The sequence below is a fragment of the Streptococcus sp. HMSC062D07 genome (genome assembly GCF_001814215.1).
Classification (GTDB): Bacteria; Bacillota; Bacilli; order Lactobacillales; family Streptococcaceae; genus Streptococcus; species Streptococcus infantis_I.
In genome coordinates, this window is record NZ_KV815331.1 from 73,693 (window position 1) to 90,368 (window position 16,676).

Below are 16,676 nucleotides of genomic sequence, written 5' to 3' on the forward strand. Positions count from 1 at the left end.
ATAAGACTGATATTACAACTTCATAGATTCAATTTTCTCGGAATCAGGTGTAACACGAAGAGTTTTTTGACCGGTATAGGTAACAAAACCAGGTTTTCCACCAGTCGGTTTATTGAGTTTTTTAACCTCAATCATATCCACTTGAACGAGATTAGAAAGACGTCCTTTCGAATAGTAGGCTGCGAGTTCTGCAGCATCCGTCTTGACTTCGTCAGAAGGATTCAGGTTTCCTGAGATGACCACGTGGCTTCCTGGGATATCCTTAGCATGGAACCAAAGTTCCTCTTTGCGTGCAATCTTAAAGGTTAATTCCTCGTTTTGAAGATTGTTTCGTCCAACGAGAATAATGGTTTTCCCATCGCTAGCCAGATATTTCTCTGGCTTTTTACGTTTTTGAATTTTTTCGCGTTGGCGTCTTCTAATAAAGCCTGTTTGAATTAATTCTTCACGAATTTCAGCAATTTCATCTAACCCAGCTTGGCTAAGAACGGTCTCTACACTTTCCAGATAAAGAATGGTAGCCTTGGTTTCTTCAATTAGATCAGTCAGGTATTTGACAGCCTCTTTTAACTTCTGATAACGTTTGAAGTATTTTTGAGCATTTTGATTTGGTGTTAAAGCCTTATCAAGTGCGATTGTAATTGGCTGATTGGTGTAATAGTTATCTAAGACGACTTGGTCTTGGTCATTTGGAACTTGATGAAGAAAAGTCGTTAGTAACTCGCCTTTTTGTCGGAACTCTTCAGCGTTTTCAGTAGCCTGAAGTTCTTTTTCTTGCTTCTTAAGCTTTTGACGATTTTTTTGTAGTTCATTTTCAACACGACGAATGAGTTCACTAGCCTGTTGTTTGACGCGATCACGTTCTGCCTTATCTTTGTAAAAAACATCAAGAAGTTGAGATAAGCTTGAAAAATGTCCTTCAATTTTAGTTGAAAAAGGGACACAAGAAAAAGACTTATCAGTTAAGCATGGGTTGGTTTCTTGCTTAAAAAAGTCACGAAAATTGGAAAGTCTATCATCAGTTAATAAATTCTCTAATTCAATTGCCGTATCACGGCCTAAACCTTGAAAGAGGCTTTGAAGGTTTTTAGCTGTCAATTCCTGTGTTTGAAGGATTTCAAAAAGTTTTTCATCCTTAATGGTAAAAGGATTGAGGGCCTCTGTACTTGGTGGGGCTATGTAAGTTGCACCAGGTAGGAGTGTACGGTAACTATTTTGAGAGAAACCAATGTGCTTGATCACCTCAAGAACTTTGTTGCTAAACTTATCTACGAGGAGGATATTACTATGTTTACCCATAATCTCAATGATGAGGGTGGCTTGAATATCGTCCCCAATCTCATTCTTATTAGAAACAGTGATTTCAACGATTCGATCGTTTTCAATCTGCTCAATAGACTCGATAACAGCACCCTGTAAATATTTCCTTAAAACCATGATAAAGGTAGAAGGTTGAGCAGGGTTTTCAAAGGTCGTTTCTGTCAACTGAATGCGTCCAAAAACAGGATGAGCAGAAAGGAGCAAACGATGACTTTGGCGATTGCTACGGATTTGTAAGACCAATTCTTGATCAAAAGGTTGATTAATTTTTTGAATGCGACCGTTTAGTAGTTCAGCTCGCAATTCCTCAACCATGTGGTGTAAAAAAAATCCATCAAATGACATGGTTCTCTCCTTATGAATGTATTCCATAGTATTATATCAAAAAGGTAGAATAAAATCATAGAAATATGGTATAATAAAGCCAAGTAAAGAGAATCGAGAAACGCATGTATATTGAAATGGTAGATGAAACTGGTCAGGTTTCTAAAGAAATTTTAAAGCAAACCCAAGAAATTTTAGAATTTGCTGCTAAAAAAATTGGAAAAGAAGGCAAGGAGATGGCAGTCACTTTTGTGACCAATGAACGCAGTCATGAACTCAATCTAGAGTTTCGTGATACTGACCGTCCAACAGACGTTATCAGCCTTGAATATAAGCCTGAATTAGAGATTACCTTTGATGAAGAAGATTTGGCAGAAGATCCTGACTTAGCAGAAATGATGTCAGAATTTGATTCTTATATCGGCGAGTTATTTATTTCAATTGATAAAGCGCATGAGCAAGCTGAAGAGTACGGTCATAGTTTCGAACGTGAAATGGGCTTTTTAGCTGTGCACGGTTTTTTACACATAAACGGTTATGATCACTACACTCCGGAAGAAGAAGCGGAGATGTTCGGTTTACAAGAAGAAATTTTAACAGCCTATGGACTCACAAGACAATAAACGAAAATGGAAGAATCGCGACTTGCTCTCAAGTTTAGATTTTGCCCTGACAGGTATTTTTACTGCTATAAAAGAAGAGCGTAATATGAGAAAGCATGCAGTGACTTCTCTCTTAGTTCTACTTGCAGGCATTGTTTTTCAAGTTTCCAGAATTGAATGGCTCTTTCTCCTATTAAGCATTTTTTTAGTAATCGCTTTTGAGATTTTGAATTCTGCTATAGAGAATGTAGTGGATTTGGCTAGCCATTATCACTTCGATATGCTTGCAAAGAAGGCTAAAGACATGGCTGCAGGTGCAGTTCTTGTAGTGTCTTTATTTGCTGCAGTGACTGGACTTATTATTTTCATCCCTAGGATTTGGGATTTGCTATTTTAAACATTATAGAGGTAACTATGACATTTAAATCAGGCTTTGTAGCCATTTTAGGACGCCCTAATGTTGGGAAGTCAACTTTTTTGAATCATGTCATGGGGCAAAAAATTGCCATTATGAGTGACAAGGCTCAAACAACCCGCAACAAAATCATGGGTATTTATACTACGGATAAGGAACAAATTGTCTTTATCGATACACCAGGGATTCACAAACCCAAAACGGCTCTTGGAGATTTCATGGTGGAATCAGCCTACAGCACACTTCGTGAAGTCGATACGGTTCTTTTCATGGTACCAGCTGATGAACCACGTGGAAAAGGCGACGATATGATTATCGAACGTCTCAAGGCTGCTAAGGTTCCGGTTATTCTTGTGGTCAATAAGATTGACAAGGTACACCCTGACCAACTCTTGGCTCAAATCGATGACTTCCGTAGTCAAATGGACTTTAAGGAAATCGTGCCGATTTCAGCGCTTCAAGGAAATAATGTTTCACATTTGATTGATATCTTGAGTGAAAATTTGGAAGAAGGATTCCAATATTTCCCAGCAGACCAAATTACCGATCACCCAGAACGTTTCTTGGTTTCTGAGATGATTCGTGAAAAAGTGTTACACTTAACTCGTGAAGAAATTCCACATTCAGTTGCAGTAGTGGTAGATTCTATGAAACGAGATGAGGAGACTGATAAAGTTCATATCCGAGCAACCATTATGGTCGAGCGTGACAGTCAAAAAGGGATTATCATCGGTAAAGGCGGTGCTATGCTCAAGAAAATTGGTACCATGGCTCGTAAAGATATCGAACTCATGCTAGGAGATAAGGTCTTCCTAGAAACATGGGTCAAGGTCAAGAAAAATTGGCGCGATAAGAAATTAGATCTTGCCGATTTTGGTTACAACGAAAAAGAATATTAAGAAGAGGTGGGCAGAAGCCTGCTTCTTGTTTTTAGAGAAGGAGGAACTATGCCTGAATTACCTGAGGTAGAAACAGTTCGGCGAGGTCTGGAAAAATTGATTCTGGGGAAGAAGATTTCAAATATTGACATTCGTTACCCCAAGATGATTAAAACTGATTTGCAGGAATTTCAGAAGGAAATGCCCGGTCAAGTCATTCAATCAATGGGACGTCGTGGCAAATATCTACTTTTCTATTTATCCGACAAAGTTCTAATCTCTCATTTGAGAATGGAAGGCAAGTATTTTTATTATCCAGACCAAGTGCCAGAACGTAAACACGCCCATGTTTTGATTCATTTTGAGGATGGCGGAACTTTAGTCTATGAGGATGTCCGTAAGTTCGGCACTATGGAGTTGCTTACTCCTGAGCTTTTAGAAGTTTACTTTATTTCAAAAAAACTTGGTCCGGAACAGACTGAGAAGGATTTTGATTTAGGAAGTTTTAAACTAGCCTTGAAAAAATCTAAAAAACCCATCAAATCGCATCTTCTCGACCAGACTTTGGTTGCAGGATTAGGTAATATCTATGCGGATGAAGTACTTTGGAGAGCGAAAGTCCATCCTTCTAGAATCTCTAATAGTTTAACAGCACAAGAGGCTAGAAAAGTCCATGATGAAACAATCAATGTTTTAGGTCAGGCGGTTGAAAAGGGTGGTTCAACCATTCGCACTTATACCAATGCATTTGGAGAAGATGGTACTATGCAGGAATTCCATCAAGTATACGACAAGGCAGGTCAAGCTTGTTCGCGTTGTGAAACCATCATCGAAAAAATTCAACTAAGTGGTCGTGGAACTCACTTTTGTCCAAAATGTCAAAGGAGAAAGTGATGGGAAAAATAATCGGAATCACCGGTGGTATTGCGTCAGGTAAGTCCACTGTTACAGAATTTTTAAGACAAAAAGGGTTTCAAGTTGTAGATGCGGATGCAGTCGTCCACCAACTACAAAAACCTGGTGGACGACTCTATCAGGTTTTAGTAGAGCATTTTGGGGAGAAAATCCTTCTTGAAAATGCTGAACTGAATCGCCCCTTGCTTGCTAGCCTTATTTTTTCAAATCCTGAAGAGCAAGAATGGTCTAAGAGAACCCAAGGTGAGATTATTCGTGAGGAGTTAGCTGCATTACGAAATCAGTTTGCTCAGACAGAAGCTCTCTTTTTCATGGATATTCCCCTGCTTTTTGAGCAGAACTATGCTTCATGGTTCGACGAAACTTGGCTAATCTATGTAAATCGCGATATTCAATTAGAGCGATTAATGAAACGGGACCAAATTTCAAAAGAAGCAGCCGAATCCCGTTTAAACTCTCAATGGCCTTTAGAAAGAAAAATTAGTCTGGCTAGTCACAGTATAGATAATAATGGAAATCAGGAACAGTTGATAGCTCAAGTAGTTCAGTTGTTTGAAGAAATGTGTCTATAAATTAACATTGTTAGGAAGGAGAATTTTGGTATTGTTTGTTCAAATCATCTTAGATTGAAATAGTATCAAATACAAAAAATCTAGTGCGTGTAAAAATTAATCTAAAATGCTCCTCTTGTGGCAGCATGAATTATCTAACCAGTAAGAACTCCAAAACACATCCAGATAAGATTGAAGTCTTAAAGTATTGTCCCAAAGAAAGAAAAGTGACTCTACATCTTGAATCTAAGTAGAAATTATGGTAGAATAATAGGGATTTTAAGGAGTTTGATATGTATAACCTATTATTAACCATTTTATTAGTATTATCTGTTGTGATTGTGATTGCAATTTTTATGCAACCAACTAAAAATCAATCTAGCAATGTATTTGATGCCAGCTCAGGTGATTTGTTTGAACGTAGCAAAGCGCGTGGTTTTGAAGCCGTAATGCAACGTTTGACAGGAATCTTAGTCTTTTTCTGGCTAGCCATTGCCTTAGCATTGACGGTATTATCAAGTAGATAAGAAAATAATGGGCGAGACTAGGTCTTTGCCTATTTTTATTTTTGAAAGAAATAAGGTTTTACACCAAAAAAAATTTAACAATCTAGAAAGAAAACATGAAAGATAGAATAAAAGAATATTTAAAAGAAAAGGGGCAAGTCACTGTAAATGACTTGGCTCAAGCTCTCGGAAAGGATGGTTCCAAAGACTTTCGAGAGCTTATTAAAACCTTGTCCCTGATGGAGAGAAAGCACCAAATTCGCTTTGAAGAAGATGGTAGTCTCACCTTGGACCAAAAGAAGAAACACGAGATTACTCTTAAAGGAACTTTTCATGCCCATAAAAATGGCTTCGGCTTTGTTAGTCTTGAAGGCGAGGAAGACGATCTTTTTGTAGGAAAAAATGATGTTAACTATGCCATTGATGGCGATACAGTTGAAATTGTAATCAAGAAGGTTGCAGATCGCCAAAAAGGAACTGCAGCTGAAGCAAAGATTATCGATATTTTAGAACACAGTTTGACGACGGTTGTTGGGCAAATCGTTCTTGATGAGGAAAAGCCCAAGTATGCGGGCTATATCCGTTCAAAAAATCAAAAGATTAGTCAACCAATCTATGTTAAAAAGCCAGCCATTCAATTGGAAGGCACAGAAGTTCTCAAGGTCTTTATTGATAAGTACCCAAGTAAGAAACACGATTTCTTTGTCGGTAGTGTCCTAGATGTGGTTGGACATTCTACAGATGCAGGGATTGATGTCCTTGAGGTCTTGGAATCAATGGACATTGTATCTGAGTTTCCAGAGACTGTTCTCAAAGAGGCAGAAAATGTGCCAGACGCTCCATCAGAGAAAGATCTGGAAGGTCGTCTAGACTTAAGAGATGAAATTACCTTTACCATTGATGGGGCTGATGCCAAGGACTTGGACGACGCTGTTCACATCAAACCATTGAAAAATGGAAATATCGAACTAGGTGTTCACATTGCCGATGTCTCCTACTATGTGACCGAGGGTTCTGCTCTTGACAAGGAAGCCCTCAATCGTGCGACCTCTGTCTATGTGACAGACCGTGTAGTTCCAATGCTTCCAGAACGCCTCTCAAACGGAATCTGTTCTCTTAACCCTCAAGTGGACCGCTTGACTCAGTCTGCTATTATGGAGATTGATAAAAATGGTCGTGTTCGTAATTATACGATTACACAGACTGTTATCAAGACAAGTTTTCGTATGACTTATAGTGATGTCAATGATATTTTAGCTGGTGACGAGGAGAAGAGACAAGACTATAAGAAAATTGTTCCTAGTATCGAACTTATGGCTAAGCTCCATGAGACTTTGGAAAGTATGCGAATCAAGCGTGGTGCTTTAAATTTTGATACCAATGAAGCTAAGATTTTAGTCGATAAAAAAGGCAAGCCAGTTGATATTGTTCTTCGTCATCGTGGTGTTGCTGAACGTATGATTGAGTCCTTTATGCTGATTGCAAACGAAACAGTTGCCGAGCACTTTAGCAAGCTGGACCTACCTTTTATCTATCGTATCCATGAGGAACCTAAAGCTGAAAAAGTTCAGAAATTTATTGATTACGCTTCAAGTTTTGGATTACGTATCTATGGAACTGCCAGTGAGATTAGTCAAGAAGCACTTCAAGACATCATGCGTGCTGTTGAAGGTGAGCCATATGCGGATGTATTATCCATGATGCTTCTGCGTTCCATGCAGCAGGCTCGTTATTCTGAGCATAATCACGGTCACTATGGATTAGCTGCAGACTACTACACTCACTTTACCAGCCCAATTCGTCGTTATCCTGACCTTCTTGTTCATCGGATGATTCGTGACTATGGACGTTCTAAAGAAGTAGCAGCTCATTTTGAACAGGTCATTCCTGAGATTGCCACCCAGTCTTCCAACCGTGAGCGCCGTGCTATCGAAGCAGAGCGTGAAGTCGAAGCCATGAAAAAAGCTGAATACATGGAAGAATATGTTGGTGAAGAGTATGATGCAGTTATTTCAAGTATTGTTAAATTTGGTCTTTTTGTTGAATTGCCAAATACAGTCGAAGGCTTAATTCACATCACTAATCTGCCTGAGTTTTATCATTTTAATGAACGCGATTTAACCCTCCGTGGGGAGAAATCAGGAATTACTTTCCGAGTGGGACAACAGATACGTATTCGTGTCGAAAGAGCGGATAAGATGACTGGTGAGATCGATTTCTCCTTTATTCCAAGTGAATTAGATGTCATCGAGAAAGGTCTGAAAGGCTCTGTTCGTAAGGATAGAGGGCGTCGTTCAGATAAGAAAGAAGACAAGAGAAAATCTGGTCGCTTAGGTGATAAGCGCAAGCATTCTCCAAAAGACAAGAAGAAAAAAAGCAAGAAACCTTTTTATAAGGAAGTAGCAAAGAAAGGAGCCAAGCATGGCAAAGGGCGAGGGAAAAGTCGTCGCGCAAAATAAAAAAGCGCACCACGACTATACAATCGTAGATACGCTAGAAGCAGGAATGGTCCTGACAGGAACAGAAATCAAGAGTGTTCGAGCAGCCCGCATCAATCTGAAAGATGGTTTTGCCCAAGTGAAAAATGGGGAAGTTTGGCTGAGTAATGTCCATATCGCTCCTTATGAAGAGGGCAACATCTGGAACCAGGAGCCAGAACGTCGTCGAAAACTCCTCCTTCATAAAAAACAAATCCAGAAATTAGAGCAAGAAACCAAAGGAACAGGAATGACGCTGGTTCCTCTTAAAGTTTATATCAAAGATGGCTATGCCAAGTTACTTTTAGGACTTGCAAAAGGGAAACACGATTACGATAAACGTGAGTCTATCAAACGCCGCGAGCAAGATCGTGATATTGCGCGTGTTATGAAAGCTGTTAATCACCGATAGAAAGAGTGAAGAATATGGAAAAACTAGTTGCCTACAAACGCATGCCTGTCTGGAATAAAGACACCATGCCAGAAGCTGTTCAAAGAAAACACAATACTAAGGTCGGAACCTGGGGCAAGATTACTGTATTAAAAGGGACTCTTAAGTTTATTGAGTTGACTGAAGACGGGGAAGTTTTAGCCGAGCACTTTTTTGAAGCAGGTGCTGATAATCCTATGGCACAACCTCAAGCTTGGCACAGAGTAGAAGCTGCCACAGAAGATGTGGAATGGTACTTGGAATTTTATTGTAAAGCAGAGGATTATTTTCCCAAGAAATACAATACTAATCCAGTCCATTCGGAAGTTTTAGAAGCTATGGATACAGTAAAACCATGTAAGGCACTAGACCTAGGATGTGGTCAAGGAAGAAATGCACTCTTTCTAGCTCAACATGGATTTGATGTCACAGCTGTAGATCAAAATGAGCTATCTCTTGAAATCTTGCAAAGCATTGTGGAGCAAGAAGATTTAAAAATGCCTGTCGGTATCTACGATATCAATTCAGCTAGCATTGGACAAACTTATGATTTTATCGTATCAACGGTTGTTCTGATGTTTTTACAAGCAGATCGCATTCCTGCAATTATCAAAAACATGCAGGAACAAACCTCATTTGGAGGCTACAATTTAATTGTTTGTGCGATGGATACAGAAGATTATCCATGTTCTGTTCATTTCCCATTTACCTTCAAAGAGGGTGAGTTGGCAAATTACTACCAGGACTGGGAATTGATCAAGTACAATGAAAATCCTGGCCATCTCCACCGTCGTGATGAAAACGGAAATCGTATCCAACTACGTTTTGCAACAATGTTGGCTAAAAAAGTATAATAAATGAATAAAAGGAATAGAGAGCGGTCGTTTTCTATTCCTTATTTGTTCCCCTCATAAGAAAGGGAAATCTCAATTTATGCTATACTAGAAGTAGGAGAAGTCGATGAAATTAAACAGAATTGTGATAGTTTTAAAACGATTCTGATCGACCACTATTCTTTCAGACTTTTTTGTCTAGGAGGTCTTAAGATGACTAGTCTTTTAATTGAACTATACGACCGTCATACCATTGAGAAAAATGTCTACCAAGCTTTTGTCAGTGATTGTGATGAGATTTTATACCTTTCTACAAGAAAAATCGCTGAGGAAGAAAAGCTATCCTTGAAGCATTTTCTAATGGCACAAGTTCCACACTTAAAACAAGTACATTTTCGACAATGTAACCTAGAAAAAACCTGCCAGGAATTAGATGTATTTATCAATGATTTTGAGACAGTGACCACCGATGTTTTTGGCGGAGATAATCTATTAGCAATAGTTCTATATCAGTATGGTTTGGAGAAAGGTATTCCCATTATTGCTATGGATGTTGAACAAGGAAAGCAGTATGCCTGGGAAAGGGGTAAGATTTGTGATAAAAAGTTAGAGATTCCTAGTTTATCCATTGAACAATTGATAGCTTTACGTGGTGGAAAAGTCCTTAAATCAAGAAGGCCTCAGCATTCTAAAAAGCAAGTGCTAGCTATAAAAAAATTGGCCAAATATGCTATCGAAAATCCTGAAAAATGGTATCAGATTACACAATTCTTTGCACTAGCAAAAACAAATGATTTTCACGCTGAAACAGCAAAAGTTTTGGAGAGTAATGGAAAAAATTATTCTTACCCCAGTAGCTTGATTCCTTTGTTCACAAAAGCTAATTTACTGAAAGTAGAAGAGGAAACAACAGATACTGTTACTTATACCTTCCCAACACCAGAAGCACATCTGTTATGTCGAACTAAAGGGCATATTTTAGAATTGTATATCTATTTACTAGCCCTCGAATCAGAGTATTTTGATGAATGTATGATTGGTACTGAAATTGACTGGAATGGGATTTTCCCTGAGGCTGACAATGTTCAAAATGAGATTGATGTCATTCTTCGTAAAGGTCACTCTGTAGTTTTCATTTCTTGTAAAATGACTGATTTATCAGTTGAAGCTATTAACGAACTTGAAGTTTATGCCAATCATTTTGCGGGTGATAATTGTTTGAAGATGATTGTTTGCTCAGGCAAGATTAACCCCGTTTACAGTCATCGTTGTCAAGAATATGGTGTAATGGTGATAAAGCAGGATCAAATACAGAATCTCATTCCCATGTTGCAGAAATATATTAGAAAACAACTGAATTAGTTGAGAATAAATGGAAAAAAGGTTGAGTTGGTCAGCCTTTTTCTTCTCTTTCTTTTCGAATGAATTAGATAAGGAGAGTTTATGTTTTTAGCTAGAGATAAAAAAGGTCATTTAATCAACGCGTTAGAGAATGAAGTAAAGAAACAAGCTTATTATTGTCCAGCTTGCGGAACGAGTGTTCGCTTGAAAAAAGGAAAAAATGTAAGAACTCATTTTGCGCATGAAAGTTTAAAAAGTTGTGATTTTTATCATGAGAACGAAGGACCAGAGCATTTAGAGAATAAGGAGTCACTTTTTAATTGGGCTAAGAAAGATGCTGAAGTAGAAATGGAATATCCAATTCCTGAACTTAAGCAAATCGCAGATATCCTCATCAATAAGCAATTAGCACTGGAAGTTCAGTGTAGTCCTATTTCTTGTGAACTTTTATGGGAGAGAAGCAATGGTTATCGAAGTTTGGGAATTCAAGTTCTTTGGCTACTGGGAGAAAAGCTCTGGCTAAAAGAGCGACTAACTAAAATTCAAAGAGATTTTCTTTATTTTAGTAATAATATGGGATTTTATCTTTGGGAGTTAGACCATAAAAGACAAGTTTTGAGGCTCAAGTACCTCCTTCACCAAGATTTAAAAGGGAAACTCCATTATCAGCTCAAGGAATTTTCTTATGGCAAAGGAAATCTTCTAGAAATTTTACGTAGTCCTTATCAACAGCAAGAGCTAACTGCTTTTTCGGTTGAACAGGACAAGAATATTTGTCATTACATTCAAAAACAACTCTATTATCAAAATTCCTATTGGATGAAGCAACAAGCCCAAGCTTACTTGAGAGGAGATAACCTATTAAATTTGAAGACTCAGGACTGGTATCCCCAAGTAAGGCCGATAGAACATGGTCATTTTTGTCAGATAAGTCAAAATCTATATGATTATTACCGCAACTTTCAGGCTTATTATGAACTGAATCCACAAAATCAGCAACAAAAGCTCTATCCACCTGCCTTTTATCAGCAGTATTTCTCGAAAAATATGGTAAAATAGAAAGGATGGAGGAAATTTATGGTATTACAACGAAATGAAATCAATGAAAAAGATACATGGGATCTATCAACGATCTTTGAAACAGACAAAAAATGGGAAGAAGAATTAGCCCTATTAACCGAGGATACAAAAGAAGCAGCTAGACTTGAAGGGCATCTTTTGGATAGCGCAGAAAGCCTTCTTAACATTACAGAGCGTTATTTGGATTTGAGCCGTCGTCTTGAAAAACTCTATGTCTATGCTCATATGAAAAACGACCAGGATACACGAGTTGCTAAATATCAAGAATACTATGCAAAGGCAATGACTCTATACAGTCAACTCGACCAGGTGTTCTCTTTCTATGAGCCAGAATTTATGGCAATAACAGAAGAGCAGTATCAAAACTTTTTAGCAGAAGAGCCAAAACTCCAGCCTTATAAACACTTCTTTGATAAACTCTTGCAAAATAAGGAACATGTCCTTTCACAACGTGAAGAAGAGTTGTTAGCAGGTGCTGGTGAAATCTTTGGTGCTGCTAGTGAAACTTTCGCTATCTTAGATAATGCAGATATCGTCTTTCCATTTGTTAAAGATGAAGATGGAAATGAAGTGCAGTTGTCACACGGTGTCTATATGCGCTTAGTAGAATCTAAGAACCGTGAAGTTCGTCGTGGTGCATATGAAGCACTATACTCTACCTATGAGCAATACCAGCACACTTACGCTAAAACCTTGCAGACAAATGTAAAAGTACAAAACTACCGTGCAAAAGTTCGGAACTACAAGAGTGCGCGTGAAGCAGCTCTTGCGGCCAACTTTGTTCCAGAAAGTGTCTATGACAACTTAGTATCTGCTGTTCGTAAGCATTTACCATTATTGCATCGTTATCTCGCACTTCGTTCAAAAATCTTGGGTATTCCAGACCTTAAAATGTACGATGTCTATACACCATTGTCTTCAGTAGAATACAGCTTTACTTATGAGGAAGCCTTGAAGAAGGCAGAGGAAGCTTTGACTGTTCTTGGTGAGGATTACTTGAGTCGTGTTAAACGCGCCTTTAGCGAACGTTGGATTGATGTGTATGAAAACCAAGGCAAGCGTTCAGGTGCATACTCTGGTGGTTCCTACGATACTAACGCCTTCATGCTTCTTAACTGGCAAGATAACCTAGATAATCTCTTTACTCTCGTACATGAGACAGGTCATAGTATGCATTCTAGCTACACGCGTGAAACACAACCTTATGTATACGGAGATTACTCAATCTTCTTGGCAGAAATTGCTTCAACAACCAATGAAAATATCCTAACTGAAAAATTATTGCAAGAAGTTCAAGATGACGCAACACGCTTCGCTATTCTCAATAACTTCTTGGATGGTTTCCGTGGAACAGTGTTCCGCCAAACTCAATTTGCTGAATTTGAACATGCAATTCACCAAGCCGATCAAAATGGTGAAGTCTTGACAAGCGAGTTCTTAAACAATCTCTATGCTGACTTGAACCAAGAATATTATGGTTTGAGTAAGGAAGACAACCCTCAAATTCAGTACGAGTGGGCTCGTATCCCTCATTTCTACTATAATTACTATGTATATCAATATTCAACAGGCTTTGCAGCAGCTTCGGCCTTGGCTGAAAAGATTGTTCACGGTAGTCAAGATGATCGTGACCGTTATATTGATTACCTCAAGGCTGGGAAGTCAGACTATCCTCTAAATATCATGCGAAAAGCTGGTGTTGATATGGAAAAAGAAGACTATCTTAATGATGCCTTTGCAGTCTTTGAACGCCGTTTGGATGAGTTCGAAGCCCTTGTTGAAAAATTAGGATTAGCATAAAATGGTTGAGTCATACAGTAAAAATGCTAACCATAACATGCGACGGCCTGTTGTTAAGGATGAGATTGTGGAATTTATGCGCCACAGACAAGAGCAGGTGACCGGTTCTTTAAAAGAACTAGAAAACTTTGCTCGCAAGGAGAATATTCCTATCATTCCTCATGAAACAGTCGTTTATTTCCGTTTCCTAATGGAAACAATTCAACCAAAAAATATTTTAGAAATTGGAACGGCAATTGGCTTTTCGGCACTTTTAATGGCTCAACATGCGCCAGAGGCTAAAATTACAACCATTGACAGAAATCCTGAAATGATTGGTTTTGCCAAGGAAAATTTCGCCAAGTTTGATAATCGCCAACAAATCACTCTTTTGGAAGGCGATGCGGTAGACGTTTTGTCGACATTGACAGAGACCTATGATTTTGTTTTTATGGATTCTGCAAAATCCAAATACATCGTATTTTTGCCAGAAATCCTAAAACACCTTGAGGTTGGTGGAGTAGTTGTCTTGGATGATATTTTCCAAGGTGGAGACATTGCTAAGGATATTATGGAAGTCCGACGCGGGCAACGAACCATTTATCGTGGTTTGCAAAGACTATTTGACGCAACTCTAAACAATCCGGGATTAACAGCTAGTCTAGTTCCTCTTGGAGATGGAATCTTGATGCTAAGAAAGAATCAAGCAGAAATAGAACTGCCTGATGTTGATTAATTTCAGATATTTTTAAGACAATTTAGTAAAATAGATAAGGTAAACATTTATCTAGTGTATAAAAAGGAGTAAACATGAAGAAAAAATTATTGGCTGGTGCCATCACTTTGTTATCAGTAGCTACATTGGCTGCTTGTTCAAATAGCTCTCAAGGAGCTGACTTAATCAGTATGAAAGGTGATGTCATCACTGAGCACCAATTTTATGAAGAAGTGAAAAACAACCCAACTGCTCAACAAATCTTGCTCAATATGACAATCCAAAAAGTTTTTGAAAAACAATATGGATCTGAAGTAAGTGACAAAGAAGTAGAAGATGCGGTAGCAGAAGAGCAAAAAAGATATGGTGATAGCTATCAAATCGTTCTTTCTCGTGCTGGTATGACAGCAGAAAGCCGTAAAGCTCAAATTCGTACAAGTAAACTAGTTGAATATGCTGTTAAGAAAGCCGCAGAAGCTGAATTGACAGATGAGAACTACAAAAAAGCTTACGATGAGTACACACCAGAAGTAACTGCTCAAGTGATTAAACTTGACAGTGAAGATAAGGCTAAAGAAGTACTTGCTAAAGCACAAGAATCTGGAGCTGACTTTGCACAATTGGCTAAGGATAATTCAACTGACGAAAAGACAAAAGCAAATGGTGGTGAAATCACCTTCGACTCTGCATCAACAGAATTGCCAGACGTTGTTAAAAAAGCAGCCTTTGCCCTTAATGTTGATGGAATCTCAGATGTGATCACAGCTCCAGGTACACAAGCTTATTCAAACAGTTTCTATATTGTGAAATTGATCAAGAAAACAGAAAAATCTTCTAACTGGGAAGATTATAAAGAAAAATTGAAGACAGTTATCTTGACTCAAAAACAAAATGATGCTACTTTTGTTCAAGGTGTAATTAGTAAAGAGTTGCAGGCGGCAAATATCAAGGTTAAAGACCAAGCCTTCCAAAATATCTTTACTCAGTACATCCAAAGTGATACAACAACTCAAACGACAACTACATCAGCAGCAACTGAAACGACAACAACTGCAGCTGAAACGACAACAACATCTTCAAACTAAAGATGAAAACTCTATCTTTCTACTCTTGAAAGGTAGAGTTTTTTTGAAGTTTTCTTAGCTAAAAGCCCAAAATATAAATAAATGTTTGTGAATTCTAAAAGCTTAAATTCTAGGCTTTAACGGATAAGAGTTTTTTTCTAGTCTAAAAAGTGGTATAATAGCATGTAAAACTAGAATTAATAGAAAATTAAAAATTTAGTAGATGGTGAAATATGAAAATTAGTAAAAGGCACCTGTTGAATTACTCTATTTTAGTGCCCTATATTCTCTTATCCGTTCTGGGATTGATAGTGGTATATTCGACAACAAGTGCATCCTTGATTCAGGAGGGTAAGAGCGCCTTTCAATTGGTTCGAAATCAGGGCTTGTTTTGGCTTGTTAGTTTGTTGCTTATTGCAGTAATCTATAAACTGAAACTTGGTTTTCTTCGAAACGAACGTTTGTTATTTATCATTATGTTTGCTGAGTTAGTGTTACTAGCTTTAGCTCGTTTGATTGGTATTCCCATCAATGGTGCTTACGGTTGGATCAAAGTAGGACCTATTACTGTTCAGCCTGCGGAATACTTGAAAATTATCATCATTTGGTACTTGGCTCAACGTTTTTCAAAACAACAAGAAGAAATTGCCGTTTATGATTTCCAAGTTTTAACTCAAAACCAATGGTTTCCTAGAGCGTTTAACGATTGGCGATTTGTACTTTTAGTCATGATTGGTAGTTTGGCTATTTTCCCTGACCTTGGAAATGCTACAATTCTCTTTTTGGTAGCATTGTTGATGTACTCAATTAGTGGGATAGCTCACCGATGGTTTGCAACTATTCTTGGAGTATTGACCAGTTTATCCTTTGTTTCTCTAACAACCATTAAGCTTGTTGGTGTTGATAAGTTTTCTAAGATTCCAGTATTTGGATACGTAGCTAAACGATTCAGTGCTTTCTTTAATCCATTTGATGATGTCGCTGGTGCAGGACACCAGTTGGCAAATTCATACTATGCTATGGTAAATGGAGGATGGTTTGGGCTAGGATTAGGAAACTCTATCGAAAAACGAGGCTATCTACCTGAGGCACACACGGACTTTGTTTTCTCTATTGTAATTGAAGAGTTTGGATTTGTTGGTGCCAGTCTTATTTTAGCTCTATTATTCTTCCTAATTCTTCGTATTATTTTAGTGGGGGTACGAGCAAAAGATCCGTTCAACTCTATGGTAGCAATCGGTATTGGTGGAATGATTTTAATTCAGGTATTCGTTAATATCGGAGGAATTTCAGGATTGATTCCTTCAACAGGTGTAACCTTCCCATTCCTTTCACAAGGGGGGAATAGTCTCCTGGTTCTATCAGTAGCTATCGCCTTTGTGTTAAATATCGATGCTAGTGAAAAACGTGCAAAACTCTACAGCGAATATGAAGCACAACTCTAAG

General features: G+C 38.2%; 17 protein-coding genes. 16 read left to right on the plus strand and 1 reads right to left on the minus strand.

The features are described 5' to 3' along the window. Positions 1–12 precede the first annotated feature (12 nt). Positions 13–1,665 carry an Rqc2 family fibronectin-binding protein gene (locus HMPREF2957_RS06065; protein WP_070678131.1) on the minus strand — a complete coding sequence of 551 codons (1,653 nt, stop codon included), beginning with the start codon at positions 1,663–1,665 and terminating at the stop codon, positions 13–15. 104 nt (positions 1,666–1,769) lie between these two features. On the opposite strand from HMPREF2957_RS06065, the gene ybeY reads away from it, so the two are divergent. The 16 genes from ybeY to ftsW all read left to right on the plus strand — a co-directional run bounded on the left by ybeY (position 1,770) and on the right by ftsW (position 16,675). Next, a complete protein-coding gene (gene ybeY / locus HMPREF2957_RS06070; protein WP_070678133.1) occupies positions 1,770–2,267 on the plus strand; it encodes an rRNA maturation RNase YbeY in 498 nt (165 codons plus the stop codon). Continuing rightward, positions 2,248–2,643 carry a diacylglycerol kinase family protein gene (locus HMPREF2957_RS06075; RefSeq protein ID WP_004252647.1) on the plus strand — a complete coding sequence of 132 codons (396 nt, stop codon included), beginning with the start codon at positions 2,248–2,250 and terminating at the stop codon, positions 2,641–2,643. The genes ybeY and HMPREF2957_RS06075 overlap by 20 nt, the downstream gene beginning before the upstream one ends. 17 nt (positions 2,644–2,660) lie before the next feature. Further along, a complete protein-coding gene (era, locus tag HMPREF2957_RS06080) occupies positions 2,661–3,560 on the plus strand; it encodes a GTPase Era (RefSeq protein WP_070678135.1) in 900 nt (299 codons plus the stop codon). A gap of 48 nt (positions 3,561–3,608) precedes the next feature. Then, on the plus strand, positions 3,609–4,433 hold the full coding sequence (gene mutM / locus HMPREF2957_RS06085; protein ID WP_070678137.1) for a DNA-formamidopyrimidine glycosylase: 825 nt from the start codon (positions 3,609–3,611) through the stop codon (positions 4,431–4,433). After that, entirely contained in the window at positions 4,433–5,026 is a 594-nt protein-coding gene (gene coaE / locus HMPREF2957_RS06090; RefSeq protein WP_070678139.1) for a dephospho-CoA kinase, read from the plus strand. The genes mutM and coaE overlap by 1 nt, the downstream gene beginning before the upstream one ends. 83 nt (positions 5,027–5,109) lie before the next feature. Next, the gene (rpmG, locus tag HMPREF2957_RS08925; protein ID WP_007519517.1) at positions 5,110–5,259 is read left to right on the plus strand and encodes a 50S ribosomal protein L33; all 150 of its coding nucleotides are present in this window, start codon (positions 5,110–5,112) and stop codon (positions 5,257–5,259) included. Positions 5,260–5,298: 39 nt separating this feature from the next. Beyond that, positions 5,299–5,532, plus strand: coding sequence for a preprotein translocase subunit SecG (gene secG / locus HMPREF2957_RS06095; protein ID WP_000282517.1), 234 nt, complete (start codon positions 5,299–5,301; stop codon positions 5,530–5,532). 95 nt (positions 5,533–5,627) lie between these two features. Further along, positions 5,628–7,970, plus strand: a complete 2,343-nt coding sequence (gene rnr / locus HMPREF2957_RS06100) for a ribonuclease R (RefSeq protein ID WP_070678142.1) — start codon at positions 5,628–5,630, stop codon at positions 7,968–7,970. Further along, positions 7,933–8,400, plus strand: coding sequence for an SsrA-binding protein SmpB (gene smpB / locus HMPREF2957_RS06105; RefSeq protein ID WP_001051741.1), 468 nt, complete (start codon positions 7,933–7,935; stop codon positions 8,398–8,400). The genes rnr and smpB overlap by 38 nt, the downstream gene beginning before the upstream one ends. A 14-nt stretch (positions 8,401–8,414) precedes the next feature. Then, the gene (tehB, locus tag HMPREF2957_RS06110) at positions 8,415–9,272 is read left to right on the plus strand and encodes an SAM-dependent methyltransferase TehB (protein WP_070678144.1); all 858 of its coding nucleotides are present in this window, start codon (positions 8,415–8,417) and stop codon (positions 9,270–9,272) included. Positions 9,273–9,464: 192 nt separating this feature from the next. Continuing rightward, a complete protein-coding gene (locus tag HMPREF2957_RS06115; RefSeq protein ID WP_070678147.1) occupies positions 9,465–10,613 on the plus strand; it encodes a PDDEXK family nuclease in 1,149 nt (382 codons plus the stop codon). Positions 10,614–10,694: 81 nt separating this feature from the next. Beyond that, complete coding sequence (locus HMPREF2957_RS06120) at positions 10,695–11,651, plus strand: competence protein CoiA (RefSeq protein WP_070678149.1); 957 nt, start codon at positions 10,695–10,697, stop codon at positions 11,649–11,651. Between the two features lie 18 nt (positions 11,652–11,669). Beyond that, on the plus strand, positions 11,670–13,472 hold the full coding sequence (gene pepF / locus HMPREF2957_RS06125; RefSeq protein WP_070678151.1) for an oligoendopeptidase F: 1,803 nt from the start codon (positions 11,670–11,672) through the stop codon (positions 13,470–13,472). Between the two features lies 1 nt (position 13,473). Beyond that, positions 13,474–14,187 (plus strand): O-methyltransferase, encoded by a 714-nt coding sequence (locus tag HMPREF2957_RS06130; protein WP_070678153.1) that lies wholly within the window; start codon positions 13,474–13,476, stop codon positions 14,185–14,187. Positions 14,188–14,261: 74 nt separating this feature from the next. Continuing rightward, on the plus strand, positions 14,262–15,251 hold the full coding sequence (prsA, locus tag HMPREF2957_RS06135) for a peptidylprolyl isomerase PrsA (protein WP_070678155.1): 990 nt from the start codon (positions 14,262–14,264) through the stop codon (positions 15,249–15,251). 212 nt (positions 15,252–15,463) lie between these two features. Then, on the plus strand, positions 15,464–16,675 hold the full coding sequence (ftsW, locus tag HMPREF2957_RS06140; RefSeq protein WP_070678157.1) for a cell division peptidoglycan polymerase FtsW: 1,212 nt from the start codon (positions 15,464–15,466) through the stop codon (positions 16,673–16,675). The last annotated feature ends 1 nt before the right edge of the window (position 16,676 follow it).